Origin of the sequence: Mycolicibacter engbaekii (genome assembly GCF_002101585.1) — a bacterium.
GTDB lineage: Bacteria > Actinomycetota > Actinomycetes > Mycobacteriales > Mycobacteriaceae > Mycobacterium > Mycobacterium engbaekii.
In genome coordinates this window covers 16,723-33,497 of record NZ_LQOT01000031.1, presented here as the reverse complement: position 1 = coordinate 33,497, position 16,775 = coordinate 16,723, and the positions used below count along the sequence as shown (strand labels likewise).

General features: G+C 67.5%; 15 protein-coding genes. 5 read left to right on the top strand and 10 right to left on the bottom strand.

What is annotated here, in order from left to right:
- Positions 1-4: 4 nt before the first annotated feature.
- The 10 genes from AWC02_RS08675 to AWC02_RS08630 all read right to left on the bottom strand — a co-directional run bounded on the left by AWC02_RS08675 (position 5) and on the right by AWC02_RS08630 (position 11,340).
- Positions 5-907: an SDR family NAD(P)-dependent oxidoreductase gene (locus AWC02_RS08675; RefSeq protein WP_237160396.1), complete on the bottom strand. Its 903-nt coding sequence runs from the start codon at positions 905-907 to the stop codon at positions 5-7.
- 5 nt (positions 908-912) lie between these two features.
- Entirely contained in the window at positions 913-2,124 is a 1,212-nt protein-coding gene (locus AWC02_RS08670; RefSeq protein WP_085128377.1) for a cytochrome P450, read from the bottom strand.
- Between the two features lie 11 nt (positions 2,125-2,135).
- Complete coding sequence (locus AWC02_RS08665) at positions 2,136-3,638, bottom strand: aldehyde dehydrogenase family protein (protein WP_085128515.1); 1,503 nt, start codon at positions 3,636-3,638, stop codon at positions 2,136-2,138.
- Positions 3,639-3,654: 16 nt separating this feature from the next.
- On the bottom strand, positions 3,655-4,539 hold the full coding sequence (locus AWC02_RS08660) for an SDR family oxidoreductase (protein WP_085128376.1): 885 nt from the start codon (positions 4,537-4,539) through the stop codon (positions 3,655-3,657).
- Complete coding sequence (locus AWC02_RS08655; protein ID WP_085128375.1) at positions 4,532-5,662, bottom strand: spirocyclase AveC family protein; 1,131 nt, start codon at positions 5,660-5,662, stop codon at positions 4,532-4,534. The genes AWC02_RS08660 and AWC02_RS08655 overlap by 8 nt, the downstream gene beginning before the upstream one ends.
- Before the next feature lie 3 nt (positions 5,663-5,665).
- On the bottom strand, positions 5,666-6,778 hold the full coding sequence (locus AWC02_RS08650) for an ABC transporter substrate-binding protein (protein WP_085128374.1): 1,113 nt from the start codon (positions 6,776-6,778) through the stop codon (positions 5,666-5,668).
- A gap of 62 nt (positions 6,779-6,840) precedes the next feature.
- Positions 6,841-7,641: a CbbQ/NirQ/NorQ/GpvN family protein gene (locus AWC02_RS08645; protein WP_085128373.1), complete on the bottom strand. Its 801-nt coding sequence runs from the start codon at positions 7,639-7,641 to the stop codon at positions 6,841-6,843.
- Between the two features lie 19 nt (positions 7,642-7,660).
- Complete coding sequence (locus AWC02_RS08640) at positions 7,661-9,304, bottom strand: nitric oxide reductase activation protein NorD (protein ID WP_085128514.1); 1,644 nt, start codon at positions 9,302-9,304, stop codon at positions 7,661-7,663.
- 144 nt (positions 9,305-9,448) lie between these two features.
- Entirely contained in the window at positions 9,449-10,651 is a 1,203-nt protein-coding gene (locus AWC02_RS08635) for a cytochrome P450 (RefSeq protein ID WP_085128513.1), read from the bottom strand.
- Positions 10,652-10,689: 38 nt separating this feature from the next.
- Positions 10,690-11,340: a TetR/AcrR family transcriptional regulator gene (locus AWC02_RS08630; RefSeq protein WP_085128372.1), complete on the bottom strand. Its 651-nt coding sequence runs from the start codon at positions 11,338-11,340 to the stop codon at positions 10,690-10,692.
- A gap of 220 nt (positions 11,341-11,560) precedes the next feature.
- Between AWC02_RS08630 and AWC02_RS08625 the strand changes: the two genes are divergently transcribed.
- From AWC02_RS08625 to AWC02_RS08605, 5 genes are all read left to right on the top strand, one after another.
- On the top strand, positions 11,561-12,355 hold the full coding sequence (locus AWC02_RS08625) for a spirocyclase AveC family protein (RefSeq protein WP_085128371.1): 795 nt from the start codon (positions 11,561-11,563) through the stop codon (positions 12,353-12,355).
- A gap of 213 nt (positions 12,356-12,568) precedes the next feature.
- A complete protein-coding gene (locus AWC02_RS08620; RefSeq protein WP_085128512.1) occupies positions 12,569-13,432 on the top strand; it encodes an MlaE family ABC transporter permease in 864 nt (287 codons plus the stop codon).
- Between the two features lie 5 nt (positions 13,433-13,437).
- Positions 13,438-14,295, top strand: coding sequence for an ABC transporter permease (locus AWC02_RS08615; protein ID WP_085128370.1), 858 nt, complete (start codon positions 13,438-13,440; stop codon positions 14,293-14,295).
- Entirely contained in the window at positions 14,259-15,734 is a 1,476-nt protein-coding gene (locus tag AWC02_RS08610) for an MlaD family protein (RefSeq protein WP_237160394.1), read from the top strand. The genes AWC02_RS08615 and AWC02_RS08610 overlap by 37 nt, the downstream gene beginning before the upstream one ends.
- Entirely contained in the window at positions 15,731-16,771 is a 1,041-nt protein-coding gene (locus tag AWC02_RS08605) for an MCE family protein (protein ID WP_085128369.1), read from the top strand. The genes AWC02_RS08610 and AWC02_RS08605 overlap by 4 nt, the downstream gene beginning before the upstream one ends.
- Positions 16,772-16,775 lie beyond the last annotated feature (4 nt).

Genomic DNA, 16,775 nt, shown 5'->3' with positions numbered 1-16,775 from the left:
CTACTCACTGCACCATCTCGGTAACGGCGGTTACCTGGGCGCCGGAAATGTCCATGATCGCCTCGAGGTTCTCGGCGATGTCTTCGGCGGTCAGCGGTGTTCGCACGATGCCGGCCGTGCGCACGACGGCGATGCGGGACACCCCGCCCATCCCGACTTGCAGCACCTCGCCGTTGAGCGGGCAGTCTTCGTGGGCGAGGAATGCCGCTGCCGGCGCACATAATTCGGGCGGCATGCTGGCGTTGATGGTGGCCATGACGTCGGTGGGAATGGACAGCTGGGCGGCCACGGAATCCGAGTGCGCCGCGGACATGCGGGTGAATGCCCGCGGGGCGACGGCGTTGACCCGGATGCCGTGCGCGATACCCTCGGTCGCCAGATTGCGGGTCAGCCCGAACACCCCCGCCTTGGCGGCGCCGTAGCTGGTCAGCTCCGAAATGCCGCCCAGCATGGCCTCGGAGACGGTGTTGACCACGCGGCCGTAGCCGGCGGCGACGAAATGCGGCCACGCCGCCCGGGTAACCAGCAGGGTGCCGAAGAAGTGCACCTCCAACATGGCGCGGAACCGCTCGATGCTCAGGTCCTCGAACAGGTCCGGGTCGTGGATGCCGGCATTGTTGACCACCACGTCGATCCGCCCGAAGTTCTCCAGCGCGGTATCGATGATCATTTGTGCGCCTTGCGGTTCGGCAACCGACGCACAGCACGCGACCGCCTCGCCACCGCTGTCGGTGATCTCACGCACCACCTCGTCGGCCGGCGCCGACGACGATCCGGCGCCGTTGATGCCAGCCCCGTAATCGGCCACCACCACACGGGCGCCCTTGGCGGCCAGCAACATCGCGTGGCTGCGTCCCACCCCGCGTCCCGCACCGGTAACGACGGCGACGCGCCCGTCAAAGCGCAAGGGGTTCATGGGACGTCGAAGAGCACGGGCAGCGCCGTCGGCGACCGGAACACCTGGCCCCGGATGTGCGGGTCGTTCCCGTCGGGGTCCAGCCGCAGGTTGGGCAGCCGGTCGAGCATCAGCCCGAGCGCGTCGCGCATCTCCATCCGGGCCAGATGACTGCCCAGGCACACATGTGCCCCGTGACCCCACGACGCATGGACCTTGGACTCGCGGAAGATGTCGAACAGGTTCGGGTTCGGGTAGCGCTCGTCCTGACGGTTCGCCGCCCCCAGCATCGGCATCACCGCCGAACCGGCCGGAATGTGCACCCCGCCCAGCTCGGTGTCTCGGGCGGCCACCCGGGTGATGGTCAGCAGCGGCGCATCCCAGCGCACCCCCTCTTCGATCGTCTGCGGGATCAGGGACCGGTCGGCGCGCACCGCGTCGAGTTGATCGGTGTGGGTCAGCAGCGCGAACAGCAGGTTGCCCAGCGACCGGTAGGTGGTCTCGATACCGGCCGGCAACAGCAGCCGCAGGAAGGAGAAGATCTCCTCGTCGGACAGTTTCTGGCCGTCGATCTCGGCGTCGGCCAGCCGGCTGATCAGGTCATTGCGCGGTTCGGCGCGCCGGGCAGCCAGGATCGGGGCGAAGTAGTCGCGCAGAGCCAGCGACGCCGCCCGCCCGCGCTCGGGGTTGATCGTGAAGGACAACAGCGAAATAGACCAGCGCTGGAACTGCTCGTAGTCCTGCTCGGGCAGGCCGAGTATCCGGGCGATGATGCGGGTCGGGTATTCGAAGTTGAATTCCTTGACCAGGTCGGCATGCCCACGATCGGCGAACCGGTCGATCAGCAGGTTCGCCACCGGAATGACCAACTCGTGTTCCCAGCCCGCCACCGCCCGGGGCGAGAACGCCTTGGACACCAACGCCCGGTGCCGGCCGTGCACGGGTTCGTCCATGCCCAGCATCACCTGCTCGCCGAGCACATCGCCGAAGGTGTCGATGATGATCGACGACGAGAACGTTTCGTTGTCGCGCAACATCTTTATCACGTCTTCGTGCCGATACACCATGAATACCGGCTTGGACTCCTCGTGCGGCATCCCCGATATGTCGATGCGCTGCACGGGTTCTTCCCGGCGTAGCCGAGCGAGCTCGGTGTAGGGGTCCCGCACATCACCGGACACCACGTCGTCGAAGGCACCGAAGTCCTCCAGATCGTCGAACAATTGCACAGCTGCTCCTCTTAGACGGCGGGTTGATTCGACGGTCCAGCTTCGGCTCTGCTCCGTCGAGCCTCGCTGACCGCCGGGTAGGCGACGGATTTGATCTCGGTGTACTGGTCGAATCCGGCGATGCCGTTCTGGCGGCCGACGCCGCTGGCCTTGTAGCCGCCGAACGGTGTGTCGGCGCCGTACCCTGCGGCACCGTTGATGCCGAGGAAGCCGGCGCGCAGGCGTTTGGCCACCGCCAGCGCGTGATCCAGCGATCCGGACATGACGTTGCCGGCCAGCCCGTAGGCACTGTCGTTGGCGATCCGGACCGCGTCGTCCTCGTCGTCGTAGGGAATGACCGCCAGCACCGGCCCGAAGATCTCCTCCTGGGCGATGGTCATGGAGTTGTCGACGTCGACGAACAGCGTTGGCCGGACGAAGAAGCCGCGTTCCCGCCCGTCCGGCGGCTCGACTCCCCCGACCAGCATGCGGGCGCCCTCGGCAATCCCCTGGGCGATATAGCCGCGGATGCGTTCACGCTGCCTGGCCGAGATCACCGGGCCGCACAGGGTCGCCGGATCCTGCGGGTCGCCCGGCGTAACGCCTTGGTAGATGCCCTGCAGGATGGCGACGCCTTCGTCGTAGCGCGAGCGTGGCAGCAGCAGCCGGGTCGGGTTGGCGCAGCCCTGGCCGGCGTGCATGCACGGCGCGATGCCCATCATGCAGCCCAGCGCGAAGTCGGCGTCTTCGAGCACGATGGTCGCGGACTTGCCGCCGAGTTCCAGGAAGAGCCGCTTCATGGTGGCGGCGCCCTTTTCCATGATGCGTTTGCCCACCGCGGTGGACCCGGTGAACGAGATCATGTCCACTTTGGGCGACAGGGTCAGCTCTTCGCCGATCAACGGGTCGGCTGCGGTGACGACGTTGACGACCCCCGCCGGGATGTCGGTGTGCTCGGCGATCAGCCGGCCCAGCCGGGTGGCGTTGAAGGGAGTGTCCTGGGCCGGTTTGAGGACGACGGTGTTGCCCGTCGCCAGCGCCTGACCGATCTTGTGGATGGTGACCTCGAACGGAAAGTTCCACGGCACAATGGCTCCGACCACGCCGACGGGTTCCCGCCACACCTTGCGCGTGGTGTTGGCACCGGTCACCGAGACGAACGCATCGCCCAGCGACGTCTCCCACGGGTAATCGTCGATCAGCTGCGCGGGGTAGTTCAGGGCGTCGAACAGCGGTGCATCGAGTTGCGGGCCGTGGGTGATCGCCCGCGGGCACCCGACTTCGGCGATGAGTTCTTCGCGCAGCTCTTCGCGTTCGGCCTCCAGTGCCTCCTGCAGCTGTCGCAGGCAGCGTTGCCGGAAGGCGTGATCGCCCGACCAGTCGGTGTCGTCGAAGGCACGACGTGCCGCGTCGATGGCTCGGCCCATGTCGGCCGGGGAGGCGTCGGCGACCTCGCCGATCACCTCTTCGGTGGCGGGGTTGATGTTGACGAAGGTGCCGGCTTGGCCGTCGACGAGCTTGCCGTCGATCAGCATGCGGGATTCGAAGTGCTCAGCCATCGTGCTCCTTGGCCAACGAGCCGAACCGTGGCAGGCCCATCATCAGCCGGATCATCTGATGAAGCGCCGCGGTCGGCAGCATCCGGTTGATCAACAACAGCATTCGGGCATCGGGGCCCACCGCCCGGCGGGCGAACGGTGCCCGCGATTCCAGCGCCTTGGCCAGCCCGGCTGCAAAGCGCTCCGGGGAGCGGGCCGCGACCTTCATGGCGAAGCGGCCGCGTCGGTCCATGGTGGCGTGGTGTCGCGCATAGGGGCCGGTGAAGTCCCGGCAGTCGGTGGTCCCGGCGTCGGTGATGATGTCGGTGTCGTAGGTGCCGGTGACGAGAACGGTGACACCGAGGCCGAAGGGCGCGATTTCGCAGGCCAGCGATTCTCCCCACCTTTCCAGGGCGCCTTTGGCCGCGGAGTAGGGCGCGGTCGCCGGCATGCCCCGGACACCTCCTTGGCTGGAGACCAGCACGATGCGTCCGCGCCCGGCGGCCCGCATCGAGGGCAGCAGCGCGTTGGTCAATGCGACCGGCCCGAACACCGATGTGGCGAACATGCGCTCCCACAGCTCGGCCGGCGTTTCCTCGGCCATCCCGGCTGCCGATATCCCGGCGTTGTGCACCACGGCGTTCGGCGCACCGACCGCGGCTTCGATGGCTTTGGCCGACGCGGCCACCGACTCGGCGTCGGTGAGATCCAGGGGAATGCCGATCAGCCTCGGATCTTCTTCGGAGGCACCGGTTGCCTCCCGCAGGGCGTGCAGTCCCTGCTCCGCGGACCGCATCGCCGCCACCACCCGCCAGCCTCGGCGGTACAAGTGCACCGCCGAGGCCAACCCCAGCCCTCGCGAGGCGCCGGTGATGACAACGCTGCGCGGCTCACCCATTGCCGGGACCGCAGCGTCCTCCGTCGGCGGGCGACTCAACATCGGGACGTCCGTCGGGCTGGCCGCTCAGCCAGGTCGACCAGATGCCCACCGAGTACGGTCCCGGTTGACCCTCTTTCTCGTAGAAGCCCTGCGGGTCATAGATCTTGGCTTCCGGATACGGCCACGGGCAGGCCACCGTCCGGGACAGGTGCGCGGCCTTCACCAGGGCGAAGGTGCCGCCGTAGCAGAAGTAGCCGAGGTTGATCAGGACCAGCATCACCGTGAACATGCCGAGCACGGGGCGCCCGGCGAAGATCTTCGCCCGCTGGGCAAGCTTCTCGGCGACGGTACGTCCGGTGTCGTCGCGGTACAGCAGCACCCCCGCGGGCACCATCACGAAGTTCACCGCGAGGATCTCGAAGATGAACGGGAACTGGTGGGTCTGACCGACGAAGATCGATCCGAACGGGACCTGCGAGTAGATGTACATGCCGGTCTGCACCAAGGTGATCTCCAACGCGGCGTCGATCACCATTCCGAACGGCAGGATGCAGATGGCCAGGCTGATCAGCGGATGGCGCCACACGAACGAATCGACGGGCCGGCGTGCCTGAATCTTGCGCAGCAGCCAGATCCCCGGGAAGTAGGGGGCCAGGTAGAACATGATGTAGCCCAGCACCACGAACGGCTCGACGGTCGGTGACAGTGAGACCAGGGGCCAGTCCTCGGGCAGGTGATGCAGTTCGGGGTTGTAGACCGCGTAGGGCGCCCAGTTCATGATCGGGTCCTGCCAGACGATCAGCGTCGTGACGATCCCCATCAACAGCACCGGGTGGTACGGATGGCGCCGCCACGCCACGACGTAGACGGTGGTGATGAGGACCATCACGACGACCGTGAACGCCTCCAGGACACCGAGCCAGTGCTCGAAGCCGAACAACACCGGAACCGGCCGGGGCGGCGGCGTCTCGGTGATCGCCGGGTTGCGGACCCGGTCCGAGGTCAGGCCCGTGCGGGCGTTGGCCAGGAAGAAGCCGAGCACGCCGACCGCGACGGCGATCCACACCCACAGCCACGGTGACCCCCGTTTCGGCTCCTGGAGCGTGGCGGGGGCGGACGGCGCTGTCTGCTCTGCGGTCATCGGCTATTCCTCTCCGAAGCGATCGACGAGATGAGAGTTGACGCCGTCGGCGTCAAGCTTGCGGGCCACCAGGTAGCCGGCGCCCATCCACGCGCGGCGCGTCCAGTTCCCGAACGACACCCGGGTGCCCGGCGCCCCCGAGGCGGCGGGCATCATCTTGACCCGCTCCAAGGCCTCCTTGACCCCGCGCGGGCTCAGCGGATGCGCGTCGCTCAGGGCGCGTACCAGCGTCATCGCGACGTCGCGGTTCACCACCGACACGCACCACTGGGTGCGCCGCCCGTAGGCCTGCTGGTAGTCGTCGAGGAACGCCTGACCTACCGGGTTTCCTTCGTCGTACTGGTCGATGCCGACCCAGCCCATGAACGCGTTCCACATGATCGGGTTGATCCAGGCGTTCTGGAATGCGGTGCTGGTGAATCGGGGCGGGTCCCAGTTCAGCTCCTGTAACGCCGGGTTGATGAAGACGACGCCGAATCCGAAGCCGCAGTGGACGATCGCCGGGGCCTTCGCTTCGTGCAGGACACGGACCGCCGCGGAGACGTCTTGGGCCGTCTGGGCGATCGTCGCCTCGGCCACGATCCGGATGCCCTTGCGCCGGCACGCTTCGCGGAAGTTCTTCAGATAGGTCTCACCGACCAGCGACTGCTCTTTGAGCACCCCGACTTCCGTGTGGCCCGCTTTGGCGAGCAGGTCCGTCCAGAAGATCGGCTCGTCGGTCAGCGATCCCTGCGGAAACGCGAAGAACCACTCCCCGAGGGCTTCGTCTGAACCGGTGACGCTGATGCAGGGCACTTTGAAGCGCTCCTCGATCGCCTCGCGTGTCGGCACGCAGTTGTCGGTGATGTGCGGTCCGAAGACGGCCAGGCAGCCCTGCTCGCACAGGTCGCCGTACGCGTCGATGACGGCCTTGACCGAACCTTTGGGCAGGCCTTCGACCTCGCGGTAGACGATCTCCACCGGCCGGTCCAGCAGTCCCTGTTCCCGGGCCTGTTTGAAGACCAGTTCGAACGGTTGAGTGAGGTCTTCGAAGTAGGTCTTCGGGAAACCTTCGGGGAGGCGGAAGTCCATCAGATATCCGATTTTGATCGGCTCCGCGGTGCTCTCGTAGGACATCTCGCCTCCGTGATGAACCTAATATTTGTTCAGACCCTAGCGTGCGGCCCACCCACCGTCAATCACTTCTCGGGCAGGTAGACGGCGATCATCTCCGCCAGGCCGCCGGCCACCACGGAGTCGTCGGTCAGCGGTCCCGCGATGGCGGCCCGGGCCGCCTCACGGGGCGACAGGCCCTCGGCGATCAGGCGGCCCGCGGCGATCAGCACCCGCGTCGAGGCCACCTCGCGCAGCCCGCCGTTGCCCACCCGGCGGATCGCCTGCCCCAACCGGACCAGCTCGGCAGCCCGTTCATGCTCGATGGCCGCTTCGCACGCGACGACCTTCTCCTCGACGTCGGCGGCCGGGAAGCCGAATTCGATGGCCACCATCCGCTGGCGCGTCGAGTCCTTGAGATCTTTGAGCACGCTCTGATATCCGGGGTTGTAGGACACCACGAGCCCGAATCCGGGCGCGGCATCCAGCGTGACACCGAGCCGCTCGATCGGTAGCTGGCGGCGGTGGTCGGCCAGCGGGTGCAGCACCACGGTGGTGTCCTGACGGGCCTCCACCACCTCATCGAGGTAACAGATCGCGCCCTCGCGCACGGCGCGGGTCAGCGGCCCGTCCACCCACTCGGTCTCACCGCCGCGTAACAGGAACCGGCCGACCAGATCGGCGGTGGTCAGATCGTCATGACAGGCGACGGTCACCAGCTGCCGGCCCAGATCATGTGCCATCGCCTCGACGAAGCGGGTCTTGCCGCACCCGGTGGGTCCTTTGAGGACGATCGACAAGCCTTGCCGGTAGGCAGCTTTGAAGACCTGCTCCTCGTTGCCGGTCGCCACATAGTAGGGGCGCGTCGCGGGGCTGGCAGCCGTCATGGTTGTTTCCACCTTCTGCTCATGCGACTCGCCGTCGCAGATCTGCCGCGCCCAGCGCGGAGCGAAACAGCGGTCCGATGACCCGGTTGAGCTCGTCGAGACGAGGAACGGTCGCATGCGCGGCGCTGCCGAACACCCGGCGCAACTCCGCGACGTCGGTGGCCGCCCCGATGGTCAGACACAGGCAGCCGGTGCCGCGCCGCCGCGCCTCGGCAAGGGCCCGGTGGGCGTCGGCCGCGCCGTAGCGGCGCTCGTAGCCGTGGTCATAGGCCAACCCGTCGGAGAGCACGACGAGCAGACGCCGCGGGGTCCCGCCGCAGTCCTCCAGCAGTGCCGAGCCGTGCCGGATGGCGGCGCCCAGCCGCGAGTAGGCGCCGGGTTGCAGGCCCTGCAACCGGCGCATCGCCAGGGCGTCGAGCGCGTCGTCGAACCGTTTCACCGGGGTGACGTGTACAGCGGACCTGCCCTGGGACGAAAACGCATACAGCGCGAGGCGATCCCCGAGGTCGTGCAGAGCGGTGGCCAGTGCCGCGGCGGCCGCGCGCTGCTGTTCGTGCACGGTCTGGCCCAAGGTGTCCGGCTCTGCCGCCGAACCCGAGACGTCCAGCAGGATGAGCACGCTCAGATCCCGCCGCCGGCGCAGACTGTCGAGGTAGACGGCCTCGTCGGGTGCCGAACCCGCCAGCACTTCGACCCGTCCCTCGATTGCCGCATCCAGGTCGATGTCATCGCCCTGCGGTTGCCGGTGGTAGCGATCCAGCCCCAGCCCGAGCCGGGCCAGTGGCCGCCGCAACCCGTAATCGGTTGGCCGCAGGCCCATCTCCGCCGGCTTGGGCGCAATCTCCAGGACGGTGCACCAGTTCGGGCGGTAGCAGCGGCGATGGACGTCCCATTCGGGATAGGTCACACCCGCGCTGTCGCTCGTGGCAGGCTCGTCGTCGAGTCCGCCCGTTCCGGCCGTGGACACGACACTGCCGGCTCCCCGCACTCCCGAACGCGTCCGGTGAGTGGGGGCGTCCGCTCCCGGGGGTCCGTTGCCGCCCAGCCGGCGGGTCACCTCGAGCATCTTGGCCACCAGTCGCCCCAGCGCGCCGCTGCCGCCGACCGGGCTGGAGAAGATGTCGGGGGTGTCGTCGGCGCTCTCGGCGCTATCGTCGTCCAGCTCGGCCAGCGGTGCGCGCTGATGCCTCGGGCTGTGCGCCTGCGCCGCGTCGGACCCGGAGTGCCTTTTACTCTCAGCCAGCAGCTTTCCCGGCCGAAGAACGCCGAACGCCTCCGGCGGCGCCTCGCGGGCCGTGCGCGCCAGGGCCAACGATGCGGCCGGCGAGTCACTTCGAGCGGCGAGGTCCTCGTCGATCAGCGCCGCAGCTGCCGGCGGTAACAGTTCCCTACCGGCCGCCAAGGCCCGGTGACCCTCGATAGCCAGGTAACACGCCGCGAGCGCTCGGCGACGGCCCAGCCTGCGCATCACCTCGCCATCCAGACTTCCGGCCGCCACCAGGCAGGCCTGAACCGCCACCGCCTCCAGCTGGCGGACCGCTTCCAGGACCGGATCGAGATAGACAGCCTTGCCGTCGGTCCAGCAAGGCACACCGTCGGAAGCCGCCACCACCTGCAACGGACGCCCGGATAGCGCAGACGCCAACAAATTCCAGCGCTGCACAGGCTCGTCAGCATCGTGGTGGTTCACGGACTCCCTCGTCCACCCGGTGACCAAATATCTGTTCCACCGTAGAGTCCGTTGCCACCGCAGTCAATCGGCCCGCTCGGTCATTGCGCGCACATTGACCTAACCGCCAACCGGGCCCTATCGGGCGATCACGGGCAGCCGCGCCCACCCCCGCACGCTGGCGGTGTGCGCGCGTTCGGCGCCGGTGTAGTCGACCTCCCAGTCCGGCCACCGCTTGAGGACCTCCTCGAAGGCCACCCGCGCCTCCAGCCGTGCCAGCGCCGACCCCAGGCAGAAGTGCACGCCCTTGCCGAAGCTGAGGTGGCCGCCCTCGCGGTGAATGTCGAAGCGATCGGGGTCGACGAAATGCCGGGGGTCCCGGTTGGCGGAACCGTTCAGCAGCAACATGAATGAGCCTTCCGGAACGCGACGGCCGTAGTACTGGGCATCGCGCGCGACATAGCGGGCCTGCACCGGCGACGGCGGTTCGTAGCGCAGGGTCTCTTCGATAGCGCCCGGGATCAGGGCGGGATCTTCGGCGAGTTCGCGGCGTTGATCGGGGTGATCCGAGAGCAGTTGCGCCATGAAACCGATGAGCCGTGCGGTGGTCTCATTTCCGGCCCCGGCGATCATCGCGGTATAGGCCAGTACCTCGGTGCGGGTCAGCCGGCGACGCGTGCCGTCTGACTCATCGATCTCGGCGCACAGCAGATCGGTCATCAGGTCGTCGGAGGGATGGTTGGCCCGCCACTCGATGTACTCGGAGAACATCACGATGCTGTCGGCGAATATCTGCTGGGTGAAATCGCCGGGTTGGCGGCCCTCGGCCATCTCGATGAAGGAGCCGTTGCGGTCGCGGATCGCCTCTTGGTCCTTCTCCGGGATGCCCAGCAGGTATCCGATGGTGCGCATCGGCATGACGGCCCCGAGATCGGCGATGAAGTCGAAGCCGCCGGCCCCCACCAGCGGGTCCAGTTCCTTGACGCAGAAGTCGCGGACCAGGTGCTCCACCGACAGCATGCGCCGGGGAGTGAACACCCGCGAGAGCAGACTCCGGTGCAGGTCGTGCAGCGGTGGGTCCTCGAACAGCAGGATTCCCGGCGGCACCTCGAGATTGTTGAACAAGATGTCGGCGGTGGTCCCGCGCCCGGAGCGATAGGTCTGCCAGTTCGGCAGCTCGCGCACCACGTCGTCGTACCGGCTCAGCGCGAAGAAGTTGAATTTCTCGTTGTAGTACAACGGCGCTTCTTCCCGCATCCGCTTCCACACCGGGTACGGGTCGTCGTCGATGTCGCGGTCGAACGGGTCGTAGTACAACTCGACCGCGCTGACACCTGTCATGGTCACATCCCTTCGGCGAAGCAGTGGACTGGGCGCGTTCAGGTGTTGCGGTGCAGGAAGCCGTGCAGGCTGGCCTGGGTGAGCTCCTCGACGATCACCTTGCGCGAGGGCGGCCTGGACCCGAAGTAGGTCGACCGCAGCGCGGCCATGCCGGCGATCATCGCCACGGTCGAGTGCGCCGGCAGATTCGGATGCGCCGATCCGATCGACCGCAGGTTCATGCCCTCCGCGCTGATCTGGCCGAGCAGTGTGATCGCGTGCCGGACATCGGCGATGCCGGCCTGCTCCGCCTCGTCGTCGCCGAGCCCATCGGAGGCCATGAGGGTCACCAGCAGCCCCTGATGGCCGACGAAGACGTCATAGAGCCGGCCGACGAAATGGCGTGCCAGCTCCTCTTCCCCGGTCTGCTCGAGATCGAGCGAGCGCCACGTTGTGACGAACTCGTCGACGAATTCGGTGAACGGCGTGACGAGCGCCTCCCGAAACAGCGCCGCCTTCGAACCGAAGTGCCGGAACAGCAGGGGCTCGGTGACACCGGCCGCCTGGGCGATCTCGCGGGTGGTGGTGGCGCGATAGTCCTGGCGGGCGAAGAGCTCTCGTGCCGCCTCGAGCAGCAGCCGACGCGGCTCACCGCGCGACCTGCGCATCGCCGGCGGCCGCTGCGCGGCGGTGGAGGCTCGCTGTTTCACCTTGTGTCACTCCTTGAAATCGCACCCGATCGGTGCACCTTTGAGGATAGTCTCCACTATCTAGTGGGGATAGTGTTCACTATCCAATGACCGAAGGAGGCGCGGTCGTGGGCGCTGTGATCATGTTGGGAACGCTGTTCGGGCTGATCGCCCTGGTGTTCGGTCTGGTCTGGCACTTCGATCCCGAGGCACGCGGATCGGCAGACACCCGGGAGCGCCGATGAACACCGAGCTGACTCCCCTGCTGATCGCCGGGATCGCCTTCGCCTACATCGGGGGCATCGGCTTCACCGCCGCCGGGGTGTATCTGAGCTTTCGCCGGCGGCGGCTGCACCCGCTGCTGCTGCTGTGCATCTCGGCCATCTCGTTCTCCTGGATCGAGGCACCCTACGACTGGGCGATGTATGCGCAGTTCCCGCCGGCCCTGCCCCGCATGCCGTCGTGGTGGCCGTTGAACATGACCTGGGGTGGCCTTCCCTCGTCGGTGCCGGTGGGTTATATCGCCTACTTCGTGTTGCCGGCCGTGCTCGGCGCGACGCTGGGCCGCTGGTTGTGCGCACGGTTTCACTGGCGCAGACCGATCCCGCTGCTGAGCGTGGGTCTGGTGGTCGGCTTCTGCTGGGCGCTGATCTTCAACGCATTCCTGGGCGCCCGGCTGGGGATCTTCCACTACGGCTACGTGATCCCCGGCCTGGCGTTGCGGGAGGGCACCGTGAACCAGTACCCGCTCTATGACTCCCTGGCCATGGGCGTGCAGATGATGGTCTTCACCTACCTGCTCGGACGGACGGATTCGCAAGGCAGAAATGTCATCGAGGTCTGGGCGGACAACCGGTCGACCACCCGGGTGCGATCGTCGGTCCTGTCGGTCATCGCCGTGATCGTCATCGGAAACGGGTTGTACGCAGCGGTCTTCGCGCCGCACCTCGCCACCAAGCTCGGCGGTTGGGTGACCGCGGGGCCCAGTGAGCAGTTGTTCCCCGGTGTGCCCAACCAGCCGCTCAACGGCCGTTGACGGCGGCGTCGACACAACCACGAAAAGCGTTGACCGCACGCAGCGCCGCACGATAGGCTCCGCTCACGAAACCAAATATTGGGTCCGCTATGGCGGGACGGCCGTTTCGCGGCTGCCGCAGGCGGGGCCAGTTCGGTCAGTAGGCCGGTCGTGGACTTGGCGTCCGATGGTGACTCGCGGGTCGCAATCGTCGAGCAGAACGGGGAGGTTCCGCTGGCTGTCACATCGGAGCGCGGCGAGCATGTCGACGGTGCCTCGCTCGCCGAGGTCGGAGCGTGGCTTCGGTCCTACGCCTGGTCGCATCCGCTGCGATCGCTGGGAACGGTAGGCGGCCAGACCACCCTCGGACTGCGCACCGTGCAGTACCTTCTCATCGACCTGTTCACCGGGCGCTTCGCCGTTTCGGAGTTCATCAAGCAGGCGGCGTTCATGGCCGGTACCGCGTTGCTGCCGACGCTGCTGGTGACCATTCCGGTCGGTGTCACGCTGTCGATCCAGTTTGCGGTGCTCGCCGGCCAAGTCGGCGCGGAGTCCCTGTCGGGAGCGGCCAACGGGCTCGTGGTGATCCGGCAGGGTGCTCCCCTGGTCGCCGCGATACTGCTCGCGGCGGCGGTCGGTTCGGCGGTCAGCGCGGACCTGGGCTCTCGAACCATGCGCGAAGAGATCGACGCGATGGAGGTGATGGGCGTTTCGGTGATCCGCCGATTGGTGGTGCCCCGCTTCGCCGCGCTGATTCTCGTCGGGGTCGCGTTGACCGGGCTCGCCACCTGCGCCGGCTTCTTCGTCGGGTACCTGTTCAACGTCTATGTGCAGAACGGAACACCCGGATCCTTCGTCGCGACCTTCGCCTCCTTCGCGACCGTCGACGACCTCGTCCTGGCCCTGGCCAAGGCGATCGCCTTCGGCGCGATCGTGGCGGTCGTGGCCTGTCACAAGGGCCTGGACACCCGGGGCGGCCCCGCCGGTGTCGCGAACTCGGTGAATGCCGCAGTGGTCGAGTCGATCCTGCTGCTGATGATCGTCAACGTCGGAATGAGCCAGCTCTACCTGCTGCTGTTTCCCAAGGCGAGCCTGTAACGGTCATGGTCGTCGCCGTCTACCGCCCCAGCGTTGTGCAGCACGCCCTTCGCGCCGCGGAGGTGGTGTGGCTGCCCATCGCCAAAGCCGGCCACATGCTGGACTTCATCTGCCGGGTGCTGCTGGCCGTCCCGGTGATGCTGGCCCGCTACCGCCGCGAGTTCACCCGCAACCTCTCCGACATCGCCTGGGGCAACGGCGCACTCGTGGTGGGCGGCGGAACTATGGGCGTATCCGTCGTGCTCGGGATCACCGCCGGTGCACTGTTGGCCATCGAGGGTTACAACGCGCTGAACCTGTTGGGGCTGGGGCCGGCGACCGGCCTGTTGTCGTCGTGGGGCTCGACCCGCGAGCTGGTGCCGGTGATGATCGCCATCGCTTTCACCACCCAGGCCGGCTGCCGGTTCACCGCGCAATTGGGCGCCATGCGCATCGCCGAAGAGATCGACGCCATGGACGCGCTGGCGATCAAGCCGATCCCCTACCTGGTCACCACCCGGGTGGCGGCATCGGTGGTCGCTGCCGTTCCGCTGTTCCTGGTCTGCCTTGCCGCGGCGTACCTTTCCGCACAGGTGGTCGTCGGAGTCATCGCGGACACCTCCGCGGGTACCTACGGACATTACTTCGCCCTGTTCAGCAGCGGGCGCGATGTCGTCTACGCGACGTTCAAAGGGATCATCTTCATCTTCTTCGCCGCGGTGATCCAGTGTTACTACGGCTATTTCGCCTCGGGTGGTCCGCAGGGCGTCGGGGTCGCCGCCGGCCACGCGATGCGGGCCACCATCACGGTGGTGATCATTGTCAACGCCCTGCTGACCATGGCGATGTGGGGCGTCAACGCCGGCGCACGGTTCGGCGGGTGATCATGGGGAACTCTTTCGACGTAGGCGACCGCGGCCCCTCCAACCTTCGGCTGTTCGTCACCGGACTGGCCCTGCTGGCGCTCACGGCGATCACGGTGACGCTGCTGATCGCGCAATCTCAGGGCGCTCTGCAACAGTCCGTCCGGGTCACCGCCGAACTGACCAATGTCGGCGACGGACTGCCGGTCAAGTCCGACGTGAAGTTCCGCGGCATGCTGGTCGGATTCGTCTCCGCGGTCACGCCCGCGACGGCCGGCCGCCCCAATGTCGTCCGCATCGACCTGTACCGGACGCACGCTCCCGGCATTCCCGCCACGGTCACCGCCCGCGTGGTGCCGTCGAACGTCTTCGCCGTGTCGTCGGTCCAGCTGGTCGACAACGGCACGCGTTCGGTCCCGGTCCGGCCCGGCACGGTGATCGCCGAGGACCACACGTTGCCCACCGTGCTGTTCCAGACCACGCTGAACACGTTTCGCCACGTGCTCGCCGCGGTGGGCCGCCAGCCCACCGCGGACGGTGTCGGATGGCTCACCGCGGTGGGCCAGGCCACCAGCGGCCGCGGCGAACGCCTGCAGCGCGCCGGCCGCGATCTGAACGAGATCGTCGACGAGCTCAACGCCGTCATCACCGGCGACGCGATGGGCCCATCGACCCTCTCGGCACTGTCCGAGGCCACCGCCGCGTTGGGCCGGGCCGCGCCGGAGCTGCTCGACGCCCTCGACGACGCGGTGGTGCCAATGCGCACCTTCGCCGAAAAGCGCTCGGAGTTGGTGACTCTGCTGTCTGCCGGGCTCGCCACGACCGGCGTGCTCGGCGACGCCTTCGAGCACAACACCGACCGGATGATCGACATCTCCACGAAGCTCACCCCGGTTCTGGGGGTGCTCGGGGACCACGCCGAGACCTTGCACGGGATTGCCAGTCGCCTGACGACGCTGGTCGGCAAGGTCATGGACGTCTCCTGGAACTACGACACGAACCAGCTGGTGGCCAAGGCGGTCATCTCCTTGAACCCCACCCGCACCTACGTGCGCGCCGACTGCCCGCGCTATGGCGACATGGCCGGTCCCAGTTGCTTCACCGCTCCCGAGGTCCCGACGGCGCCCGCCTTAGCTCCCGCGCTGGGGTCCCGCGGCTTCCCCATGCCTCCCGGCATCACCGAGAACCGGCCAAACTTCGCACCGCCCCGCGGCTCGGTGCTGCCGCCGGCGGCCGGGGGGACCGAGCCGCCCGCCACGCTCCCCGATCCCCCGGCGCCGGCGCAGCCCCAGTCGGCGGTGATCGGCGGCAACGTCGGACCGGTCGGCAGCACCAGGGAGAAGGAACAGGTGAAGGCCGTCATGGGCGATCAGGCCAGCACCGCTGCCGAAGTCCTTTTGGCGCCGCTGTTGCGCGGGAACACGATTCGGCTGACGGCGAGCCGCGGCGGTACCCCATGAGACACCGCAAGGCATCGGTGGGACTGAGCCTGTTCCTGGTGCTGTCCGTCACCGCGACGTGGCTGGTCTACGTCACGCTTCGGCGCGAAGTCGCCGGGCCGACCAACAGCTACATCGCGATGTTCACCGACGTCTCCGGGCTGCACAGCGGCGACGATGTGCGCACCGCGGGGGTACGGGTGGGGCGCGTCGACAAAGTCGAACTGGTCGGCAACCTCGCCAAGGTCACCTTCCGGGTACCGAAGACGCAGCCCGTCTACGACGACACCACCGCATCGGTGACGTATCAGAACATCATCGGGCAGCGTTACCTCGGACTGTCCCCGGGCACCGCGCCCTCGCACACCCTGCTCCCGGATCGGGCGAGCATCCCCCTGGAACGCACCAGCCCGTCGTTCGACATCTCCCATCTGCTCAATGGATTCGAGCCGCTGTTCACGCTGTTGAGCCCGCAGCAGGTGGACAATCTCACCAGCGGCATCATCGCCGCCCTGCAAGGCGATTCCGCGTCGTTGGTGACCTTGATCAGTCAGACCTCCGCACTGGCCGAATCCTTCGCAGGCCCCGACCAGATCCTCGGCGAGGTGATCGCCGACCTCGACGAGGTCACGGCGATCCTGGCTCGCCAAGACCGCTCGCTGCACACCGTCATCGAGAACGCCCGGGGCTCCTTGTCGACCCTGGCCGGCCGGCGCGACGAGCTGATGGCATCGACCGGCTCGATCACCCAGGCAACGGATCGATTGTCGGTCCTGCTGGATGCGGTCTATCCCCAGCTCCAAGAATTTCTTTTGCGGGAACCGGGATTCGTCGGCCATCTGACCGGCGAGGGGCACGACCGCTTCGCCTACTACGGCGCCAACCTGGTGCTGGTGCTCAAAGGGTTGGCCCGGGCAACGCAGAGCGGCAGCTACATCGACGGCTACATCTGCGACATCAACGCCACGGTGTTCGCGTTCCTGGGCCGGGTGATCCCGGGTACGGTCAAACTCGCCTCGCCGGGAAATGTCGTCCAACACTCCCCGATCTGCAGGTAGGCAC

Coding starts and splice junctions, on each gene's coding strand:
- AWC02_RS08665 (WP_085128515.1), bottom strand. CDS start 3,638: ATGCTGATCGACGGCAAGCTCGTCGACGGCCAAGCCGGCACCTTCGTC.
- AWC02_RS08660 (WP_085128376.1), bottom strand. CDS start 4,539: ATGGGTGAGCCGCGCAGCGTTGTCATCACCGGCGCCTCGCGAGGGCTG.
- AWC02_RS08615 (WP_085128370.1), top strand. CDS start 13,438: ATGGTCGTCGCCGTCTACCGCCCCAGCGTTGTGCAGCACGCCCTTCGC.
- AWC02_RS08650 (WP_085128374.1), bottom strand. CDS start 6,778: ATGTCCTACGAGAGCACCGCGGAGCCGATCAAAATCGGATATCTGATG.
- AWC02_RS08635 (WP_085128513.1), bottom strand. CDS start 10,651: ATGACAGGTGTCAGCGCGGTCGAGTTGTACTACGACCCGTTCGACCGC.
- AWC02_RS08605 (WP_085128369.1), top strand. CDS start 15,731: ATGAGACACCGCAAGGCATCGGTGGGACTGAGCCTGTTCCTGGTGCTG.
- AWC02_RS08645 (WP_085128373.1), bottom strand. CDS start 7,641: ATGACGGCTGCCAGCCCCGCGACGCGCCCCTACTATGTGGCGACCGGC.
- AWC02_RS08625 (WP_085128371.1), top strand. CDS start 11,561: ATGAACACCGAGCTGACTCCCCTGCTGATCGCCGGGATCGCCTTCGCC.
- AWC02_RS08655 (WP_085128375.1), bottom strand. CDS start 5,662: ATGACCGCAGAGCAGACAGCGCCGTCCGCCCCCGCCACGCTCCAGGAG.